Origin of the sequence: Polynucleobacter sp. MG-6-Vaara-E2 (genome assembly GCF_018687695.1) — a bacterium.
Taxonomy (GTDB): Bacteria; Pseudomonadota; Gammaproteobacteria; order Burkholderiales; family Burkholderiaceae; genus Polynucleobacter.
The window spans coordinates 498,684-519,272 of sequence record NZ_CP061303.1; the positions used below are offsets into that span (position 1 = coordinate 498,684).

Below are 20,589 nucleotides of genomic sequence, written 5' to 3' on the forward strand. Positions count from 1 at the left end.
TTCTCCATTTCCATTTCATTTATTAGGCAACTCTTGGCTAAAGTCAAAACAGTTTATATCTGCCAGTCTTGTGGCGGTACTTCTGCAAAATGGCAGGGGCAGTGCCCATCTTGTCAGGCGTGGAACACTTTGGAAGAGGGTTTGCCAGAGACTACATCCAATTCTCGATTCCAAGGTTTAGCCCAATCACTACCAAGACAAAAGCTTTCTGCAATTACTGCGGAAGATTTACCGCGCTTTAGTACTGGAGTTGAAGAGTTTGACCGTGTACTGGGTGGTGGCTTAGTTCCCGGCGGCGTGGTTCTATTGGGTGGCGATCCCGGTATTGGTAAGTCCACCTTGCTACTGCAAGCTCTTGCAGAGATGAGTTCTGCTGGTATGAATGTTCTTTATAGTAGTGGCGAAGAATCTGCCGCGCAAATTGCCTTGCGCGCAAAACGGATTGCCCTAAATGCTCCGCAGCTTGAAGTCTTGGCAGAGATTCAGTTGGAAAAACTGATCTCCATCATGGATACCGTCAAGCCACAAGTATTAGTGGTCGACTCCATTCAGACTTTGTACTCAGAAGTATTAAGTTCTGCTCCAGGATCTGTTGCGCAAGTGCGAGAGTGCGCTGCTCAGCTGACTAGGGCGGCAAAGTCCAGTGGTATTTGTGTATTAATGGTAGGTCACGTAACTAAAGATGGGCACTTGGCTGGTCCACGCGTATTGGAACATATCGTCGATACCGTACTGTATTTTGAGGGCGACACCCACTCTTCATTCCGCTTAGTTCGTTCAATTAAAAATCGCTTTGGCGCGGTGAATGAGCTTGGGGTATTTGCGATGACCGAAAAAGGTCTGCGTGGCGTCACCAATCCATCAGCTATTTTCTTGTCGCAACATGAGCAAATGGTGCCTGGCGCTTGTGTGTTGGTAACGCAAGAGGGTAGTAGACCGCTATTAGTGGAAATTCAGGCTTTGGTTGATACAGCGCATGTGCCAAATCCACGCCGTTTAGCAGTCGGCTTAGAGCAGGCTCGACTGGCAATGCTTCTGGCGGTATTGCATCGTCACGCTGGTGTTGCTTGTTTTGACCAGGATGTTTTCTTAAATGCAGTTGGTGGCGTCAAGATTTCAGAGCCAGCGGCCGACTTAGCAGTGCTCTTGGCAATTCAGTCATCAATTCGTAATCGGGCGCTGCCTAAAGAGCTGATTGTGTTTGGTGAAGTGGGGTTGGCAGGAGAGATTCGTCCGTGCCCGCGGGGTCAAGAGCGCTTGAAGGAGGCTGCTAAGCTAGGCTTCACGGTAGCCATTATTCCAAAAGCAAATATGCCTAAGACCAAGATTCCGGGACTAAAGGTAATTCCAGTAGAGCGGATTGATCAGGCAATCGCTGCGGCAGCCGAGCTGAGTTAATCCGACTGTTATTTAACGCAGGTCTTCTGCTTGTATTAAGAGTACTTGCTCTTCGCCTGCAGATACTTCCATCCAGATGGCTGGAATTTGTGGGAAGGCCTTTTTAAAGTTCTCATACTCATTACCAATTTCAATTAGGATCGCTCCGCGTTCCGAAAGGTAATCGGGGGCATGAGCAATGATTCTGCGAATGAGATCCATGCCGTCATCACCACCCGCAAGCGCAAGTTCTGGTTCTGCATGATATTCGGCAGGAAGCGCACTCATTGAAGTGGCATTTACATAAGGTGGATTGCAAATGATCAAATCAAAAAGATTATCTTCATTGGGTTCTGGTAATGCATCCCATAGATCTCCATCAAAAAGCTCTACTTGAGAATTCAGACCATGACGATCAATATTGCGTGCGGCAAGGGAGAGGGCTGGCAGACTAATATCACAGGCGCTGACATGAATATCTGGGCAAGACAGGGCTAACAAGATCGCTAGTGATCCATTGCCTGTGCATAAATCAAGGACATTTCCATCGGCAGGTAGCCAAGATTCTAAGGATCCATCTACGATCAACTCAGCAATCCAGGAGCGAGGGATGATGCTTTGCTCGCTACAAAAAAACGGTACACCCATCAACCAAGCTTCGCCCAATATGTAGGCCAGAGGTTTGCGAGTGGAAATTCTTTGATCTGCTATGGCGTATGCCCTCTGCTGCTGTTCAGTGGGGAGTTCTTGCTCTAGATGATCTAGCGCTTCAGTTGGGCTCAGATCGAGTTGCTTACTCACAATCCATAGCGCTTCACTTTGTGCATCAATAGCGCCATGCCCATAATGTAAATTTGCTGATTCAAGCTTTTGTGCAATCTGATTAATGCACCGATTGACTGTCATCGCTTGTGAAGGCTCAGGGTCCATGATGGATAAATTGTGATTAAGAGGAGAGAGTAAATGGGTGAGCGCTTAAGCAATAAGTTGCTCAAGTGTTTTGCGATAAATATTTTTGAGGGGCTCAACATCATCAACAATGACGCACTCATCAATCTTGTGGCTGGTTGCATTCAAGGGGCCAAACTCCACCACCTCTTTGCAAATTTTGGCAATAAAGCGTCCATCGCTAGTGCCGCCAGTAGTTGAGAGTTCTGTATCTACTTTAGTTTCTTCTTTAATTGCTTTGCGGAGCGCACCAGCCAAATCGCCATCGCCAGTAATAAAGGGGCTACCACCCAATACCCAGTCAATCTCAAACTCTAAGCCAGCATTTTTGAGAATATTTTCAAGACGCTCACGCAACTGCTCGGGCTTGCTCTCGGTAGAGAAGCGGAAATTGAAGTCAATGACTAACTCGCCAGGGATAACATTGTTCGCGCCAGTGCCAGCGTGAACATTAGAGATTTGAAAACTGGTTGGTTGGAAATATTGATTTCCTTTGTCCCACTCGGTTTCTACCAAAGCAGTAATTGCGGGTGCAGAGAGATGAATCGGGTTTTTGCCAAGATGAGGGTAGGCGATATGCGCTTGAATACCTTTGATCTTCACTTTTCCGGATAAGGAGCCGCGACGACCATTTTTAATCATGTCACCCAACTGATCAACCGAAGTGGGTTCACCAATCACACAGTAATCCAGGCGTTGCCCTTGTTTTTGCAAACGCTCACACATGATCACAGTGCCATCATTGGCTGGACCCTCTTCATCGCTGGTAATCAAGAAGGCAATGGTTCCTTGGTGATCTGGATGGGTCGTTACAAATTCTTCGGTAGCAACTACAAAGCCTGCTAAAGAAGTTTTCATATCAGCTGCGCCACGTCCGTAAAGCTTGCCATCACGAATAGTTGGCTTGAATGGATCGCTAGTCCATTTTTCAAGGGGGCCGGTAGGTACGACATCGGTGTGACCAGCAAACATTAAAACTTTGCCTTGATCGCCAGCCTTACCTTTTTTAATCGCCCATAAGTTCGTTACTTGAAAGTTTTCTGGGCCGCTCACGACGCTTTCAGTATGAAAGCCAATGGCTTGTAAGCGCTTCGTAATTAAATCTTGGCAGCCACCATCAGCCGGTGTAACGGAATGGCAAGCAATAAGAGCTTCGGTGAGCTCGAGGGTGGCGCTCATAAAATTTAATCGCGAAGTAATTCGTTAATGGCGGTCTTAGCTCTCGTTTGGGCATCTACCTTTTTGACAATGATGGCTGCATACAGGCTGTATTTGCCACATGAAGAAGGAAGGGAGCCAGGAACAACCACAGAGCCTGCTGGAACACGACCGTAATGCACTTCACCAGTTTCACGGTCATAAATCTTGGTGCTTTGGCCGATATAGACACCCATTGATAGGACAGCATTTTCTTCAATGACTACGCCCTCAACAACTTCAGAGCGGGCGCCAATAAAGCAGTTGTCTTCAATAATGACTGGACCAGCTTGAATTGGCTCTAAAACACCGCCAATACCAACGCCGCCAGAGAGGTGAACGTTTTTACCAATCTGAGCGCATGAACCCACAGTAGCCCAGGTATCAACCATAGTGCCTTCACCTACATAAGCGCCGATATTGACATAAGAGGGCATTAAAACCGCATTTTTGCCAATAAAGGACCCGCGGCGAGCAACTGCAGGGGGAACTACACGAAATCCGCCGGCTGCAAAGTCGGCGGCGGTATAGCCTTCAAATTTGCTGGGAACCTTGTCATAGAACTGGGTGTAGCCTCCAGCGCTCATGGGAGCGTTGTCTTCCAGGCGGAAAGAGAGCAAAACGGCTTTCTTAACCCATTGATTCACTTCCCACTTACCAACAGAGCGACGCTCCGCAACACGAATGGTACCTGCATTGAGGCCCTCTAAGACCGCATTGACGGCACTGCGGACCTCCCCGGGGGCGCTGTTTGGTGAGAGGTCTGCGCGGTTTTCCCAGGCTTGTTCGATGATGCTTTGTGGTGATTGGCTCATGCTTTTTAGTTAACTATCAGATTGTTAAGGGATTTTGTCCCTGAAGGTAGATTTATCATTATATCGGTGGGGCAAAAACGCGTCTGAGTAGCCCCAAGCTTGCTATCATCTTCCCACCTTAGATGTAATTTTTACCCCTTTATTTGAACCTCTTTTTTCCCTGCAAAGTACGCCGTGCAACTGAAATCCATCAAACTTTCCGGCTTTAAGTCTTTCGTTGACCCAACCCAATTTGAAATGCCTGGTCAATTAATTGGTGTTGTAGGCCCTAACGGTTGCGGAAAGTCGAACATTATTGACGCCGTACGCTGGGTTTTGGGTGAGTCCCGTGCCAGTGAATTACGTGGTGAATCAATGCAGGATGTTATTTTCAATGGCTCTGGTTTGCGTAAACCATCGGGTCGTGCCAGCGTTGAACTCATTTTTGATAACTCTGAGGGACGCGCTCAAGGTCAATGGAGTGCATTTACTGAATTAGGTATTAAACGTGTTTTAACTCGTGACGGCAACTCTAGTTACTACGTCAACAATCAAGTAGTACGCCGTAAAGATATTCAAGATATCTTCTTGGGTACCGGCATGGGTCCAAGGGGTTACGCAATTATTGGACAGGGAACCATCAATCGTATCTTAGAAGCAAAGCCAGAAGAGTTGCGCGTGTTCCTGGAGGAAGCAGCTGGCGTTTCTAAATATAAAGAGCGCCGCAAGGAAACTGCATCTCGCTTGGAAGACACAGTAGAAAACTTAACGCGTGTTGAAGATATCTTGCGTGAGCTTGATCAACAGCTTACCCGCCTGGAAAAACAAGCCACGGTTGCTGAGCGTCATGCTGAACTCTCAACACAAATGAAGTCACAACAGCAGTTATTGTGGTTTGTCCGTCAGACTGAGGCTGGTAAAGAGCAAGAGCGCCATGCGAACGGTATTCGTGATACTCAAGTGAGTCTGGAAGAGCAGACCGCCAAGCTTCGTCATGCGGAGTCTGAGTTGGAAACGATGCGTACTCAACAGTACGAATTGCAAGACAAAGTCTCTGCGGCGCAAGGCGAGCTGTATCAAACAAATTCTGATGTCAGTCAAGTTGAATCACAGATTCATTATGTGCAAGAAGCGCGTCAGCGCTTACAACAGCAAACTCAAGATTTGCAAGCGCAGTTACAACGCTGGACTGTACAAGAAACTGATGCTGCTCAAGCACAGCGTACCACTGAACATGAGCTGGCTTTGGCTGCTGAAAAAGAGCAAACCTTATTGACAGAGCTCAATGGTTTACAAGATCAGATGCCAAGTCATGAAGAGGCATTTCAAAATTCAGCACGCGATTTAAATAATGCCCGCGATAGTTTGGCCACTATCGAGCAACGTCTTGCTAGTTTGGGTGAGCGTATTCGTGCAATGTCAGCGCAGGCAGATGAACTTAAAGGGCGTGAAGCGCGTTTAACAGGCGAGCTTGATGGGATGCGTAGACCAGATGCTGAAGCGCTGCAAATGGCCGTTGATCGTCATGCAATGGCTCAACGTAAGGTTGAAGAATCAAAGCAGCGCGCAGGAGAAACACAGCAACGCGTACCTGCTGCCGATGAAGCGCGAAATGCTGCTCAACAAAAGATTCAGACTGCCAATCAAGATTTGGCGCAAACCGAAGCTAAATTAACGGCCTTAACTGCTTTGCAGGCTAGTGTTCAAGCACAGGGCAAGATTGGTCCATGGCTTGAGAGTAAGGGTCTAAAGGAGAGTAAGCGTCTCTGGCAAGAGCTCAAGGTGGAAAGTGGCTGGGAAGCCGCGTTGGAATCGGTATTACGCGAACGTTTAGCGGCTGTTACCGCAAAGAGCGTGCAAGAAACCTTAGCCTTAGCTAATGATGCGCCGCCCAGTCGCTTGGCGATTTTACTCACGGAAGAAATTAGCCCTGCTCACACATCAGCTCCAGCAGATTTCACGCCACTATTAAGTCGCGTGCAAAGTGCTGGCGCTCCAAGACTGACATCCGTATTGCAAGAATGGTTAGATAACATCTATATCGCCTCAAGTCTTGAGGATGCCTTACATCGTCGTGAGAAGTTGCCAGCTGGCGGTGCATTTGTTACACAACAAGGGCACTTAGTCAGTCGTGTAGGCGTTCAACTGTATGCGGCAGATTCAGAACAGGCAGGCATGTTGGCGCGTGCTCAAGAGATGGAGAGTCTTGAGAAGCAATTACGTGCGCAAAAATTGATGCAAAGTGAATTGCAGGGTGAACTAGATCAATGCGTTGCCAACTATCAAGCGGCTCATCAAGCTGCCGAGCAGGCGCGCATTGCTGCAGAACAAGCAGTTCAAGAGGCGCATGGCTTTGAAGTGGAGAGAATGCAGTTAACTCAGGCTGAAGAGCAATATAGTCAGCGTGCTGCACAAATTCAGAGTGAATTAAGTGAGTTGCGTCAGCAGGGTGAGCAGTTGAACCTAACGCAAGAGCAATCTGTAACCGATTTAGCTGAGTCAGAGCAATCTAAGCAAGATCTTCAAGATGCACTTTCAGTTGCGCAAGAAAAGTTGGAACTTTCTACTCAAGAGCGTGATCGCTTGCGTGAGTCATTGCGGGTTGCTGAAATGGCTGCCCAAGAAGCTGCATTTGCAACACGTTCTTTGCAGCAGCGTATTGCGGATCTGCAGCGTGATCAAAGTACTGCGCGTACTCAGATCATGGAGATTCAGGATAAACATGACCTCGCCACACAAGAGCTTGAGTCTTTGAGTGACGAAGAAGCACAAGACAAATTGCAGGGCTTGTTATTAGCACGCAGTGCTCGTGAAGCTGCTTTGGCTAACGCTCGCACTGAACAAGATGCTCTATTGCATCAGTTGCGTGAGGTTGATGAAGCACGTATGCAGGTTGAGCGTAGTTTACAGCCCATGCGCGACAAGGTGGTTGATTTGCAGTTACGTGAGCAAGCTGCCCGTCTAAACTTTGAGCAATTTGCAACATTGCTCTCTGATGCAGAGGCTGATTTGACCGCGTTGGAAGCAAACTTTAGTCCTGACTTAAAAGTGGGCGCTCTCCAGACCGAAGTGAATCGTTTGAATACTGAAATTCAATCACTTGGCCCTGTCAACATGGCGGCTCTTGATGAATTGGCAAGCTCACGAGAGCGCAAACAATTTTTGGACGCGCAATCTGCTGACTTGAACGAAGCAATGCAAACTTTGACGGATGCAATTGCCAAGATTGATGCAGAAACACGTGATTTATTGCAGGGTACTTTTGATCAGGTAAATGGACACTTTGGCAAACTTTTCCCAGAGTTGTTTGGCGGTGGTCATGCGGAGCTGGTAATGACAGGCGAAGAGATATTAGATTCCGGCGTTCAAGTAATGGCTCAGCCGCCTGGTAAGAAAAACAGCAGCATTTACCTACTCTCAGGTGGTGAAAAGGCGTTAACTGCGATTGCTTTGGTGTTCTCGCTCTTCCTCCTTAATCCTGCACCGTTCTGCTTACTTGACGAGGTTGATGCGCCTTTAGATGATGCTAATACGCTGCGCTATGCCCAGCTAGTCTCCAAAATGTCAGATAAGACGCAGTTTTTGTTTATTTCGCATAACAAGATCACTATGGAAATTGCCCATCAATTGATTGGTGTCACCATGCAAGAGCAGGGTGTTTCCAGAATTGTTGCGGTTGATATCTCCTCCGCAGTTTCAATGGTAGAGGCGGCCTAAGTGTACGCTGAACAAATCATGACAAAGTTTGGCATGTCTGATTTGCAGTTTGCATTGGCGGTCATTGGCCTGCTCATTTTGATATTAGTTGCGATTCTCAATTTAAAGTATGCGCGCGCACGTCGTAAGGCAAGTGAGCAAAAACATAGCGAGGTTGACAAGAGCGCATTACGTGAGCCAAATTTCGGCAAGGGGTTTGCAGATCCTCATCCTCTCGAACGGGCCGAGCCTAGTTTTGGGGTTATTAGGCCAGCAGCTTCTATTTCGCGAGAAAAATTTTTAATTGACCCGCGAATTGATTGCGTTATAACTCTTCGGTTTGATGGGGCTATTAGTGGTTCTGAGATTCTTGAGGAAATGCATTCCTGGGGAGATTTACAAAGCCAATCTAACGCTCGCACAATGTGTGAGGGCCTCAATGCTAATATCGACATAGCCGAAGACTGGGAAGAATTGCATCCTGAGTCCAAGTATTCCGATCTTCAGCTAGCTATTCAGCTAGCTAGTCGCAAAGGACCTATTGGCGTCATTGAGCTCTCTGATTTTTGCTCTCGTACACAGGCTTTAGCTGATACCCTGGGCTCCCAAATCGATATGCCGAGCGTCAACACCATGCTTGATAGTGCGAAAGAGTTGGATGCTATGGCCGCAGAGAGTGATATTCAACTCAGTATTAACATCTTATTTTATGAGCCATGCCCTTGGAGTAGCTTTAATGCTTTGATGCGACAACGTGGCTTTAGGTTGGCACGCAATGGTAGGCAATATGAGTTCCATAGCAACGGCTCTATGATTTTTAATAGTGCTGACTTTGACCCAAATAAGCCCCTAACGCAGTTGACACTACTTCTGGAAATTCCATTGGTAGCGCATGAAGAACGCGCTTTTGAAAGAATGCTTGGAGAGGCTGTTGAGATCGCCCAAGCAGCCCATGGTCGGTTGGTGGATGACAATGGCATTAACTTAAGCGAGGCTGCCGTGATCAGTATCCGTCAGCATCTCGATGGTCTATATGCCAATCTTGAAAAAGCCGGTATTCCAGCAGGTTCTTCAACAGCTAGCAGACTCTTTAGCTAGGAAATTACTTTGTCGTCACACAGTCCGACAAATTTAGCGGAGCGTTACGTATTTTTGCAGGCTGAGCTTGCACGCCTAGAGCATGCTTACTATGTTCTCGATAACCCACTTTTACCTGATATTGAGTATGACCGTCTCTATCGTGAGTTATTGGATATTGAGGCGGCTCATCCTGAGTGGGTTACACCAGAGTCTCTTTCGCAGCGTGTGGGTGGTACGGCCTTAAAAGAGTTTGAGTCGGTTACCCATGAAGTTCCGATGCTATCCCTCAACAATGCATTTGAAGAGGCTGAGCTTATTGCTTTTGATCGTCGTTGCCGAGAAGGCTTACATGCGAATCATGTAGCTTACGCGGGGGAGCTCAAGTTTGATGGCTTGGCTATTTCATTGCGCTATGAGAATGGTTCTTTGGTGAGGGCAGCTACTCGAGGCGATGGAGCAAGTGGCGAAGATGTGACTGCAAACATTAGGACAATTCGCGCTATTCCTCTGAAGCTGACGGGAAAAAATCTCCCTAAGGTTTTAGAAGTTCGCGGGGAAGTGTTTATGTATCTCAAAGACTTTGAGAGGATGAACCGTCAAGCCGCCGAGCTTGGTGAAAAAGAATTTGCCAACCCACGAAACGCTGCTGCCGGCAGTCTACGTCAGCTCGATTCTAAGATCACCGCAAAAAGACCGCTGTCTTTCTTTGCTTATGGCTTGGGCGCATTAGAGCCACAGTCGTGGCTGCCAAAAACCCACGAAGAGTTACTCAATGCCTATGCCGAATTAGGTTTACCAGTCTGCTCAGAGAGACGCGTACTTCATTCGGTAAAGGAGATCTTGGCTTTTTATGAAGAGGTTGGGGTTAAGCGTGATTCACTTCCTTATGACATTGACGGTGTTGTATACAAAGTGAATTCATTTGCAGAGCAGGCCAAACTTGGCTTTGTCTCAAGAGCCCCGCGCTTTGCATTAGCTCACAAGTATCCCGCTCAAGAAGCGCTCACCACGGTATTGGGAATAGATGTACAAGTGGGGCGCACGGGTGCTATTACCCCTGTAGCCAGGCTTGCCCCTGTGGAAGTGGGTGGTGTGACGGTTACGAATGCCACCCTACACAATGAGGATGAGGTTAAACGCAAAGATGTACGTATTGGCGATACTGTGTCAGTTCGCAGAGCGGGCGATGTGATTCCTGAGGTGGTTTCGGTTATTAAAGATCGCAGACCAGCCGATGCGAAAGAGTTTCAAATGCCCACCCATTGCCCAGTGTGTGATTCGCATATCGAGCGCTTCGCTGATGAGGCTGTTGCTCGCTGCAGTGGCGGATTATTTTGTGGCGCGCAGCGTAAACAAGCACTTATTCATTTTGCGCACAGAAGGGCTCTTGATATTGAAGGTCTTGGCGAAAAGATTGTGGATCAATTAGTAGATCAAAACCTCGTCAGAACTCCAGCTGATCTGTATCGACTTGGGTTTACAGCTTTAGCGAATCTTGAGCGCATGGGCGAGAAGTCTGCAGATAATCTGATTCAGGCAATCAACCAATCTAGAAATACGACTCTAGCTAGATTTATTTTTGCCCTAGGGATTCGTCATGTAGGCGAGACAACTGCCAAGGATCTAGCGAATCACTATCAATCTATGCACGCGCTCATGGACGCAACTCTTGAAGATCTCTTATCGGTTAAAGATGTGGGCCCAGTTGTTGCTGATTCCATTACCAGCTTTATGCAGGAAGCCCACAATCGCGAAGTCATCGAACAGCTTCTGGCATCTGGAATGCAGCTATCTGTAGAAGAAAAGGTCATCAGTGCTGCAGTGGCTGGCAAAACCTTTGTACTCACGGGTACATTCCCGACAATGACTCGCGATGAAGCAAAGGATTTGCTGGAAAAGGCAGGTGCAAAAGTTGCTGGGTCAGTTTCCAAGAAAACTGATTATGTTGTTGCCGGCACGGATGCCGGCAGCAAGCTTACAAAAGCAGAAGAATTAGGCGTTCCGGTAATTGATGAAGCGGCGATGCTAAATTTGCTGAGGTAATTAAAATTCTGTACCTGAAGTTATTGCCTACTGTCGGCAATTTCTTACAGAGAAATCAGGTGGTAATTTAAAAGGGCTCTCATTAAGATTTTCTGTTTGAGAGTTCACCATGCAAAAATTTCCTGGATTTTTTCGTTCAATCATTAGTTCTGATAGGTATAAAGATATAGATAGCGTGCTTGTTGTAATGCATGCAAATGTCGAGTTCGTAAATTTCTTAACTGCATTAGGTAGTGTTATCCGAGTTGCTGGCGTGATACCTAAGGCAAGCTCTAAAAAATTTGCCAATCTTAATGCCTTGAAACAGAGTTATCCTGTATATGACATTGATAGAGAATCAATCCTAGCTAGCCCAACTAAATTTATCAATACGATTGCATGCCTTATAAAAAATGAGCGTTTCGTAATTGTGGATATGGGCGGGTATTTTTCTCATGTTGCTTTGGATCTAGTTAAAAAATTTGATGAACAAATGGTTGGGATTGTTGAAGATACAGAGAATGGCCATCAAAAATACGAGACTTTGATTAGGGGAAAAAATGCTTATGATGATCTTGCTCCAGTAATTTCAGTTGCGCGAAGCCCTCTTAAGGAGCCTGAGGATTCATTGGTTGGTCAGGCCATTGTTTTTTCGGCCGAGGCGATTATGCGCTCACATGGATTAATCCTTCTTGGTAAGCGAGTTGGAGTTATAGGCTTTGGGAAGATTGGAAAATCAATTTCCTTATCTTTATCATCTAGAGGTTCTAGGGTCGACGTATTTGATTCAAATCCCATTCTTCTAGCTTCGGCGCTATCTCTGGGTTTCCATACATCCTCAAGGCCTGAATTCTTAAGTTCAGTAGATGTTCTATTTTGTGCTACGGGCAATAAATCCCTTTCTATTGCTGATGAGATTTACTTTAAAGATGGTCTTCATATATTTTGCGCAACTTCTTCTGATGATGAGTTATCGGCATGCCTTCGAAATAAAGTTGGTATTGCCTCTTCATCAGCAAGAGAGCATACCTGCACAATTTTTACGAAAGGAAGGTGTGTATATATACATAACGAAGGTAACTCGGTGAATTTTGTTCATGGCGCAGTCGTGGATAGCTTTATTGAGTTGGTACAGGGCGAAATCATTTATTCAATTGGAAGCCTCCATGATGCACCCAGGAATGAAATTACTTGCTTGCCAGACTTAGATAAAAAATTTATAGCTGAAAAATGGATATCGCATCATCAGTATGCTTAAGAGGTAAATGAGTTAATGTCTGAGTTTATGCCATTATTTGCATCTGTAATATCCTCATTCAGTCGCGCAGGACTAAATGTAGTTGATCGAAAGCAATTTCGACAAGATAAGGTTTGCCCTTTAATAATTAGTTATTGGAATAATTTGTTACCGATTATTCTAATGCTACCTATTATTTTATTTACACCAGCAATTGATGATTGCTTTGATGATCTGCTTTCTTTAGAAGTTGCTTCTCTATCAATTCTGATTCAATTCGTAGCCTATGCTTTTTCTTATGCATTTATGGTGCTAAGGGTGACGGATGTAGCGGTTTTATCAAAGTCTGCTGATTTAACAGTCCCTTTGATTTTGGTGCTTTTAGGTTTTTATTCAATTTCGTACGGCGTCTTTTTACTTTTGCCGATAGTATTCGCAATATTTATTTTCTCGGCTGGAGTTGATGTTGTTAAAAAAACCTATAAACCCTCCATTGTTTTGGTTTTGATGCTAACAACCCAAGGTCTTTTTGCTTCCTTTGTGGGTTTGGATATGAGTCTTGGCAGAGGTTTTTGGGGCTTGCTATCAGTTGCTTTTTCCGTCTTGGTTTGGAGATTTGGATTTTCATGTTTTCTTTTGTTGTTTAAGCATAAGGTCTCTGATATTTTTATATTTCCTAGGCATTTTATTTCGCATGCTGGATTTTATTTGCGAGGATTTTTAACCGTCGTTACACAAGTCACATTTATATTTGCAATTACAGCAAAAAATTTAATGGTTCTTTGGCCAATACTTAATTCAACTGGTTTTTTGGGCGCGGTATTTGCCTACCTATTTCTTGGCGAAAAAGTAAGGCTAAGAGATTTTATATTTATCTCATTTGTATTTTTTATTACTGGGGTGGTAGTCTTTTCGGTAAGTTATGAAAAAATTTGATACTCAAGACATAAAAAATTTTGACATCAGTAAATATGATGCATTTTTTCGAGATAGGATTTATGAGATTCTTAATCACAAAAGTCCTTTTACAAGATCAAATCAACCTGGACATATCACTGCCAGCGGTTTGGTTATCTACCATAATAAGGTCTTATTAATATTTCACCCTTACATCAAGCAATGGTTTCAGCCTGGTGGCCATATTGATGAAGGTGAGTCTCCATGTGAGGCAGCCATTCGCGAAGTCTATGAAGAGACTGGCTTAGTTTGTGCTTTAGATTCCGATGACTTAGAGCCTCTCGATATAGATGTGCATGAAATCCCTGCTAATCCTCATAAAGGTGAGGGATCTCATTTGCATATCGATCTGCTGTATAGGCTTAAGTTATTGGGAAAGGAGCAATCCTCTGAAGAGATTGCTTTTAGTTGGTTTTCTTTTGATCAAATTGCAAGTGCTCGCATTCAACGGGTGCTCACTCAGCTTAATCAAGCCCCCAAGGCCTCAAGCAACTCTGTCTCTAGCTGAATCTGCAGCTTTGGGTTTTTGCCCAAGTTAGCAGCATCCAATAGCAATATGTCTTCTACTCGCTCGCCTAGGGTGTTGATTCTTGCAGTGTGAATCGACACTTGATGCTTGGCTAGCACTCTTGAGATTGTGTAGAGTAGCCCTGTGCGATCGCTTGCTGAAAGTGCGAGTGTGTAATATCTTCCGCGATCATCTGGCACCATGTGAACACGAGGCTGAATTGGGAAAGTGCGTGATTGTCTAGAGAGGCGACCCATGCTTGGATTAGGAAGAGGCTCCGTAATCATTAAAGCCCGAGTCAATTCAAACTCTACCAATTGAATGAGATCACGATAACTACCACCTTCATCCACTAAATTACTTCCAGAAATCTGGAATGTATCTAATGCATAGCCATGTCGCGTAGTATGAATACGGGCATCCCAAATCGAGAAGCCATGTTTTTCGAAGTAGGCGCAAATTCTGGCAAAAAGATCTTCTTGATCTTTTACATAGACTGCGATTTGTAAGCCTTCGCCAATTGGAGATAGCCTTGCTCTCACAATGGGCTGATCAGTGTTCACCTTGTTATAGAGGTGACGTGTTAACCATGCAATATCAGACGAATCTTGTCTGAGAAAGAATGCAACGTCTAACTGCTTCCAAAGCTCTTCATAAGCATCGTCATTGATGCCATAAAGGCGTAATTTGGCTTTCGACTCTTCTTGATGCTGGGCTAGTTCAGAGGACGCATCGGGTTTAGCACCGCCTAGTACTCTCAGGGTTGCTCGATAGAGATCTTCGAGTAACTTACCTTTCCAGGCATTCCAAACTTTAGGGCTGGTGCCACGCACGTCTGCAACAGTAAGCAAGTACAAGGCGGTGAGATGACGTTCATCACCCATCTTCTTGGCAAATGCGCGGACGACATCTGGGTCCGTGATGTCTTGCTTTTGAGCTACCTGACTCATATTGAGATGTTCTGCAACTAGCCATACTAGTAGCTCGGTATCTTTTTTATCTAACCCATGTTCTTTAGAAAACTTGCGCATATCTGCTTTGCCAAGTTGCGAGTGATCGCCACCGCGTCCCTTAGCAATGTCATGAAAAAGTGCAGCAATCACGAGTAACCAAGGCTTTTCAAAGTGGGCAATTAAGCTACTGCAGAAAGGAAATTCATGGGTGTGCTCAACCACCATGAAGCGGCGTACATTGCGTAACACCATCAAGATATGCTGATCAACGGTATAGACATGAAACAAGTCATGCTGCATTTGCCCAACAATTTTTCTGAAGGCTGGTAAGTATCGACCCAGCACACTACTACGGTTCATAAGTTGGAATGCACGACTTACGCCTTCTGGCTGTTTCAGAATCTCAATAAACAGGGCGCGATTAATGGGATTCGCACGCCACTTTGCATCCATCTTCTGGCGAGCGTTATAGAGCGCCCTAAAAATAGTTGCTGAGAGACTTTTGACATTAGCTGTTTGAGCAAATACCAAAAAGGTGCGCAAAATTTGTTCAGGATGCTTTTGAAAGAGTTGTGGATCGGTAATATCCAATACACCCTGTCTTTCAATAAAGTATTCATTTCCCTCGCCTGGAATCGGGTGAGTTGTTTTGGATTCCTGCGGAAACAGTAGTGCTTCGATGTTTTGCAACAGTACGTCATTTAGCTGGGTAACTGCTTTCGCGGCCCAATAGTAGCGTCGCATGATGGCTTCGCTGGCTTGCCGTGAGGAATCCGTTTCGATCCCCATAGATTTTGCAAGGGGTGCTTGCAAGTCAAAAGCAATGACGTCTTGGCGGCGGCCTGCGAGTAAATGCAAGTTAGCGCGCAGGGTTTCTAAAAAGCGTTGATTGCGATTGAGTTCTGTAAGCTCTCTTTGAGTTACTAGACCAGCTTGATTTAAATCTTTAAAGGTGTCACCCAACAATGCGGCTTTACTGACCCAAGAGATCACCTGAAGATCGCGTAAGCCGCCGGGGCTCTCTTTGCAATTTGGCTCAAGGGAGTAGGGTGTGTCCTGATATTTGTAATGACGTTGAATTTGCTCCGCCTGCTTGGCTTGAAAGAAGCTTTTAGGATCCATTGCGGATTCAAAGGCGGTGGCAAATTCTTTAAAGAGCTGTTTTTTGCCGCAGATCAAACGCGCTTCAAGCAGAGAGGTGCGAACGGTGATGTCTTGCTCTGACTCTGAGATGCATTCATGTGCTGTCCTAACTGACGATCCAATCTCAAGCCCAGTATCCCAACATTTGGCAACAAATTGCTCCACTCTTTTTGATAAGGCATCGACCATCGTTGCATTTGACGGCAGTAATATGAGGATGTCGATATCAGAGTAAGGGAAGAGGGCGCCCCTTCCATAACCGCCAACTGCGACAAGCGTTGCTTCACTCGTTAATTCGCAATCACTCCATAGCCGAGAAAGTAATTGATCGGTTAACTTGCTCAGTTGCTTAGTAAGCTTGCCAACAGCCTGAGTTTTCTTAAATTCAGCATAAGCAGTTTCGCGAGCAGCGCGAAGACTTGCTGCATCCGTAATTATATTTTCCGATGACTTCTGACCCATTTGATTAAGCGTTAGCTGTTGAGGGTCTAAAGCTCAGGCCTTTGACACACTCTGGTGGTGGGTTGCTGCCCTCTGACCATGTGAGAACTTCGACACCAGTTTGGGTAACCAAAAGAGTGTGTTCCCACTGTGCCGAAAGACTTCGGTCTTTTGTTTTTACAGTCCACTGATCGGGCATGGTGCGAATATCTCTTTTGCCCGCATTGATCATCGGCTCAATCGTGAATGTCATGCCTGCTTCCAATTTTTCACCAGTGCCTGGGCGACCGTAGTGAAGAATTTGTGGATCTTGATGAAATACTTTGCCAATGCCGTGCCCGCAATATTCGCGAACAACGGAGTAACCTGCTTTTTCTGCATGCGTTTGAATCACGTGTCCGATATCTCCTAACGATGCCCCAGGCTTAACTTGTGCAATTCCTAGCCACATGCATTCAAAAGTAATTTGGGTAAGGCGCTTTGCCATCACCGAAACTTCGCCCACCATAAACATGCGACTGGTATCACCGTAGTAACCATCTGGAGTGATAACGGTGATATCGAGATTGACAACGTCACCACTTTTGAGAACTTTTTCTCCGGGGATGCCGTGGCAGATCACGTCATTAACTGAAGTGCAGATCGATGCTGGAAATGGAGGGTAGCCGGGAGGTTGGTAGTTCAGTGGAGCTGGAATCGTTTTTTGGACGTCGCGCATGTATTCATGGCAAATACGATCCAATTCACCAGTTGTCACCCCGGCTTTTACATGGGGCGCAACATGATCCAAAACTTCGCTAGCCAAACGGCCAGCCTCGCGCATCCCAAGGATGTCTTTTTCTGCAGTAAATACACTATTCATGCCTTGATTATCAACGACTTGTGAAGATTTGGCAGGCTCTAATTGCTTAAATTTTAGGCAGAATTTCCATTTTCAGGACCTCTAAACCGTCTTTAAGTCGGCCAGCAGTCTTTCCCAGTCTGGCTTGACTTAGCTAGAGCCTTGATATTTAAGCTATAATTTCAGTATCAGGTCTATTTGGACTTGAAATCGCGAGTTGAGCCTTCCAGGGTGGCGTTTTTTAGCGCAGCTAGGACTCAACTTTAGAACCAACCCTTAGGAGAAGTTATGTCAGTTACCATGCGTCAAATGCTGGAAGCCGGTTGCCATTTTGGTCACCAAACGCGCTTCTGGTCCCCAAAGATGGCCCCATTTATTTTCGGTCATCGCAATAAGATCCACATCATCAACTTGGAAAAAACATTGCCAATGTTTCAGGACGCCCTGAAATTCGCAAAACAAGTTGCTGCTAATCGTGGCACGATTTTGTTTGTTGGTACCAAGCGTCAATCACGCGAGATCATTGCTGAAGAAGCTGCTCGTGCTGGTATGCCTTATATCGACAGCCGTTGGTTGGGTGGAACACTCACCAACTTCAAAACTGTTAAAGGTTCTTTGAAGCGCTTGAAAGATATGGAAGTTGCCAAAGAAGCTGGTGACTGGGAAAAGCTATCCAAGAAAGAGGCTTTGACAAATGATCGTGATCTCGACAAGTTGCAAAAAGCACTCGGTGGTATCAAAGATTTAAACGGTGTTCCTGATGCGATTTTCGTAGTAGACGTTGGCTATCACAAGATTGCGATTACTGAGGCGAATAAGCTTGGTATTCCAGTGATTGCTGTTGTTGATACCAACCACTCACCAGAAGGTGTTGATTACATTATTCCTGGTAACGATGACTCTAGCAAAGCTGTAACCCTCTATGCACGTGGCATTGCTGACGCAATCCTCGAAGGCAAAGCAAACTCTGTTCAAGAAATCTTGACAGCAGTTAAAGAAGGTGAAGAAGAGTTTGTTGAAGAAGGGAAAGCTGAATAATGGCCGCTATTACCGCTGCAATGGTTGGCGATTTACGCGCCAAAACTGACGCTCCGATGATGGAGTGCAAAAAGGCTTTGACTGAGGCTGATGGCGATATGGCTCGTGCAGAAGAAATTCTGCGTGTAAAGCTTGGCAGCAAAGCTGGTAAAGCTGCTTCCCGTGTTACAGCTGAAGGTATTGTTGCTGCTGCAATCAATGGCACAACTGGTGCATTGCTTGAAGTGAACTGCGAAACTGACTTCGTTTCTAAGAATGATGATTTCTTGGCATTTGTAAACGAGTGCGTGAAGTTGGTTGCTGAAAAGAACCCAGCTGATGTTGCTGCATTGCTTGCATTGCCATTGAACGGCCAAACGGTTGATGAAGTTCGTAGCGCATTGATCGGCAAGATCGGCGAGAACATCATGCCGCGTCGCTTCAAACGTTTTTCTGGCAGCAACAAGTTGGTTTCCTATCTCCATGGCACTCGTATTGGTGTGGTAGTTGAGTTTGATGGTGATGAAGTTGCTGCTAAAGACGTTGCAATGCACGTTGCTGCAATGAAGCCAGTTGCCTTATCTATGGCTGACGTTCCTGCTGAATCGATTGCGATTGAGCGTAGCGTTGCTGTTCAGAAGGCTGCTGAATCTGGCAAACCACCAGAAATCGTTGAGAAGATGGTCGAGGGTTCTATTCAGAAGTACCTTAAAGAGGTTTCTTTGTTGAACCAAACTTTCGTGAAAAACGATAAGCAGACTGTTGAGCAAATGCTCAAGGCCGCCAATACAAACGTTAAAGGCTTCACAATGTTTGTTGTAGGCGAGGGTATCGAGAAGCGTCAAGACGACTTTGCGGCTGAAGTTGCCGCTCAGGTAGCTGCTGCTTCTAAAGCTACTGCTTAATTAGCTATTCGGGGCTTACCCCGACTAGTCCGCAATACCCAAAAGGGCATAGAAACCTTAGTTTCTGTGCCCTTTTGTTTGGTCTGTCCCAAGCCCTTTATAATTTGACGGAGATATTAAAAAGTGCTTAAAGATCAATAAGCTAAGTATGTAAAGTACTTGGCAAATTACGGAAAATAAAAACATGCCAGGCTACAAACGCGTCCTCCTTAAATTATCTGGTGAAGCCCTGATGGGGGATGATGCTTTTGGCATCAATCCGGTCACCATTGATTCCATGGTTTCAGAAATTGCTCAAGTGGTAAATAGCGGTGTAGAACTCGCTATCGTTATTGGCGGCGGAAATATTTTCCGCGGTGTTGCTGGTGGTGCAGCAGGCATGGATCGAGCAACAGCTGACTATATGGGTATGTTGGCAACGATGATGAATTCTCTCGCACTACAAGATGCTTTGCGTCAAAAAGGGGTTGAGGCTCGAGTGCAATCCGCATTAAGAATGGATCAAGTGGTTGAGCCCTACATTCGCCCGCGTGCGATTCGTGCAATGGGTGAAGGTAAGGTCGTGATTTTTGCTGCTGGTACCGGTAACCCCTTCTTTACTACCGATACTGCTGCTGCCTTACGTGGTGCTGAGATGGGTGTCGAAGTAATGCTCAAGGCAACTAAGGTTGATGGTATCTACAGCGCGGATCCAGTCAAAGATCCTGGCGCCACTCTGTATAAAACCATTACGTTTGATGAGTGTCTCATCAAAAACCTACAAGTCATGGACGCCACAGCATTTGCATTGTGTCGTGACCGCAAATTACCAATCAAAGTATTTTCGATTCTCAAGCCAGGCGCATTAATGCGTGTAGTGCAAGGTGAGTCTGAGGGTACTTTGGTACACGTTTAATAGGAGGCCTGATGTCTGCAGCAGAAATTAAAACCAATACCAATCAAAAGATGGAAAAGTCTCTCGAGTCTTTGAAATCGAATTTGGCAAAGATTCGATCTGGTCGAGCAAATCCTGGAATTTTGGAGCATATCCAAGTTGAGTATTACGGCAACCCAACACCACTGAGCCAAGTAGCCAGCTTAGGTTTAGCCGATGCGCGTACGATTAATGTACAGCCATTTGAAAAGACAATGGTTGCTGCAGTTGAGAAGGCGATCCGCGATTCTGATTTAGGTTTAAATCCTGCCTCACAGGGGACTGTTATCCGCGTACCCATGCCTGCATTAACGGAAGAGCGTCGCCGTGAGCTGACCAAGGTGGTGAAGAGTGAAGGTGAAGATGCGAAGATTGCGGTTCGTAATCTGCGTCGTGATGCAAATGAACATCTCAAACGTTTAACTAAAGACAAAGAAATTTCTGAGGATGAAGAGCGTCGCGCTACAGATGAGATTCAAAAGATGACCGATAAAGCGGTGGTAGATATTGACAAGATCATCTCCGAAAAAGAAAAAGAGATCATGACCGTTTAAGGTCTG

Annotated in this window: 15 protein-coding genes and 1 pseudogene; 11 read left to right on the top strand and 5 right to left on the bottom strand. The window is 45.7% G+C overall.

Going from position 1 to position 20,589, the window contains the following annotated elements; all coding sequences use genetic code 11:
* Window positions 1–33: 33 nt before the first annotated feature.
* On the top strand, window positions 34–1,398 hold the full coding sequence (gene radA, locus ICV38_RS02655; protein WP_215382202.1) for a DNA repair protein RadA: 1,365 nt from the start codon (window positions 34–36) through the stop codon (window positions 1,396–1,398).
* Between the two features lie 12 nt (window positions 1,399–1,410).
* Here radA and prmB read toward each other — a convergent pair whose 3' ends face one another.
* Genes prmB through dapD form a run of 3 tightly spaced genes read right to left on the bottom strand, consistent with a single transcriptional unit; the run spans window position 1,411 to window position 4,337 of the window.
* Window positions 1,411–2,307: a 50S ribosomal protein L3 N(5)-glutamine methyltransferase gene (gene prmB / locus ICV38_RS02660; protein WP_215382203.1), complete on the bottom strand. Its 897-nt coding sequence runs from the start codon at window positions 2,305–2,307 to the stop codon at window positions 1,411–1,413.
* Between the two features lie 45 nt (window positions 2,308–2,352).
* Window positions 2,353–3,504: a succinyl-diaminopimelate desuccinylase gene (gene dapE / locus ICV38_RS02665; protein ID WP_215382204.1), complete on the bottom strand. Its 1,152-nt coding sequence runs from the start codon at window positions 3,502–3,504 to the stop codon at window positions 2,353–2,355.
* Window positions 3,505–3,509: 5 nt separating this feature from the next.
* Complete coding sequence (dapD, locus tag ICV38_RS02670; protein ID WP_215382205.1) at window positions 3,510–4,337, bottom strand: 2,3,4,5-tetrahydropyridine-2,6-dicarboxylate N-succinyltransferase; 828 nt, start codon at window positions 4,335–4,337, stop codon at window positions 3,510–3,512.
* Between the two features lie 174 nt (window positions 4,338–4,511).
* On the opposite strand from dapD, the gene smc reads away from it, so the two are divergent.
* The 6 genes from smc to ICV38_RS02700 all read left to right on the top strand — a co-directional run bounded on the left by smc (window position 4,512) and on the right by ICV38_RS02700 (window position 13,816).
* A complete protein-coding gene (gene smc / locus ICV38_RS02675) occupies window positions 4,512–8,033 on the top strand; it encodes a chromosome segregation protein SMC (RefSeq protein ID WP_215382206.1) in 3,522 nt (1,173 codons plus the stop codon).
* A complete protein-coding gene (locus ICV38_RS02680; RefSeq protein ID WP_251368198.1) occupies window positions 8,034–9,110 on the top strand; it encodes a cell division protein ZipA C-terminal FtsZ-binding domain-containing protein in 1,077 nt (358 codons plus the stop codon). It begins immediately after the preceding gene.
* Window positions 9,111–9,119: 9 nt separating this feature from the next.
* Window positions 9,120–11,135: an NAD-dependent DNA ligase LigA gene (gene ligA, locus ICV38_RS02685; protein WP_215382207.1), complete on the top strand. Its 2,016-nt coding sequence runs from the start codon at window positions 9,120–9,122 to the stop codon at window positions 11,133–11,135.
* 109 nt (window positions 11,136–11,244) lie between these two features.
* The gene (locus ICV38_RS02690) at window positions 11,245–12,372 is read left to right on the top strand and encodes an adenosylhomocysteinase (protein ID WP_215382208.1); all 1,128 of its coding nucleotides are present in this window, start codon (window positions 11,245–11,247) and stop codon (window positions 12,370–12,372) included.
* A 15-nt stretch (window positions 12,373–12,387) separates the two neighbouring features.
* Complete coding sequence (locus tag ICV38_RS02695) at window positions 12,388–13,287, top strand: hypothetical protein (protein ID WP_215382209.1); 900 nt, start codon at window positions 12,388–12,390, stop codon at window positions 13,285–13,287.
* Window positions 13,274–13,816, top strand: a complete 543-nt coding sequence (locus ICV38_RS02700) for an NUDIX hydrolase (protein WP_215382210.1) — start codon at window positions 13,274–13,276, stop codon at window positions 13,814–13,816. The genes ICV38_RS02695 and ICV38_RS02700 overlap by 14 nt, the downstream gene beginning before the upstream one ends.
* Here ICV38_RS02700 and ICV38_RS02705 read toward each other — a convergent pair.
* Together ICV38_RS02705 and map are read right to left on the bottom strand one after the other, a co-directional pair.
* Window positions 13,777–16,374, bottom strand: coding sequence for a [protein-PII] uridylyltransferase (locus ICV38_RS02705; protein WP_215382211.1), 2,598 nt, complete (start codon window positions 16,372–16,374; stop codon window positions 13,777–13,779). The two genes, ICV38_RS02700 and ICV38_RS02705, sit on opposite strands and share 40 nt — an antisense overlap.
* A gap of 4 nt (window positions 16,375–16,378) precedes the next feature.
* Window positions 16,379–17,275: pseudogene (gene map, locus ICV38_RS02710) on the bottom strand (type I methionyl aminopeptidase); the annotation flags it as partial.
* A 207-nt stretch (window positions 17,276–17,482) separates the two neighbouring features.
* Between map and rpsB the strand changes: the two are divergent.
* The 4 genes from rpsB to frr all read left to right on the top strand — a co-directional run bounded on the left by rpsB (window position 17,483) and on the right by frr (window position 20,583).
* Window positions 17,483–18,232: a 30S ribosomal protein S2 gene (rpsB, locus tag ICV38_RS02715; RefSeq protein ID WP_071467757.1), complete on the top strand. Its 750-nt coding sequence runs from the start codon at window positions 17,483–17,485 to the stop codon at window positions 18,230–18,232.
* Entirely contained in the window at window positions 18,232–19,116 is an 885-nt protein-coding gene (gene tsf, locus ICV38_RS02720; protein WP_215382213.1) for a translation elongation factor Ts, read from the top strand. The genes rpsB and tsf overlap by 1 nt, the downstream gene beginning before the upstream one ends.
* A gap of 184 nt (window positions 19,117–19,300) precedes the next feature.
* Window positions 19,301–20,011 (top strand): UMP kinase, encoded by a 711-nt coding sequence (pyrH, locus tag ICV38_RS02725; protein ID WP_215382214.1) that lies wholly within the window; start codon window positions 19,301–19,303, stop codon window positions 20,009–20,011.
* A gap of 11 nt (window positions 20,012–20,022) precedes the next feature.
* Entirely contained in the window at window positions 20,023–20,583 is a 561-nt protein-coding gene (frr, locus tag ICV38_RS02730; RefSeq protein WP_215382215.1) for a ribosome recycling factor, read from the top strand.
* Window positions 20,584–20,589 lie beyond the last annotated feature (6 nt).